This is a genomic window from Zobellella taiwanensis, assembly GCF_003012795.1.
Classification (GTDB): Bacteria; Pseudomonadota; Gammaproteobacteria; order Enterobacterales; family Aeromonadaceae; genus Oceanimonas; species Oceanimonas taiwanensis.
The window spans coordinates 1-504 of record NZ_PXYH01000062.1 but is presented as its reverse complement, the minus strand read 5'-3'; the positions used below and the strand labels follow the sequence as shown (position 1 = coordinate 504).

General features: G+C 66.7%; 1 protein-coding gene. It reads right to left on the bottom strand.

All coding sequences use genetic code 11. The features are described from left to right. On the bottom strand, window positions 1-504 hold a 504-nt coding region (locus C7I36_RS16935; RefSeq protein ID WP_146137362.1), incomplete at both ends, for a 2Fe-2S iron-sulfur cluster-binding protein.

The following is a 504-nucleotide window of genomic DNA, read 5'->3' as shown; positions in this document are numbered from 1 at the left end:
CCTCGCCGCAGGCGCGCACGCAGCGGGAGCAGAGGATGCACTTGCTGGCGTCGAAGGTGAAATAGGGGTTGGACTCGTCCTTGCCCAACGCCAGGTGGTTTTCGCCGGCAAAGCCGTAGCGCACCTCACGCAGGCCCACGGCACCCGCCATGTCCTGCAGCTCGCAGTCGCCGTTGGCCGGGCAGGTCAGGCAGTCGAGCGGGTGATCGGAAATATAGAGCTCCATGATGTTGCGGCGCAGCCTGGCCAGGGCCTGGCTTTGGCTGCGCACCACCATGGCCTCGGCCACCGGCGTGGTGCAGGAGGCATGAAAGCCGCGCCGGCCTTCGATTTCGACCGTGCACAACCGGCAGGAACCAAAGGACTCCAGGCTGTCGGTGGCGCACAGTTTGGGGATGTTGATGTCCACCAGGGCGGCGGCGCGCATCACCGAGGTGCCTTCGGGCACGGTCACCTCGACGCCATCGATGTTCAGGGAGACCAGGGTGGCCGACTCGACGGCCG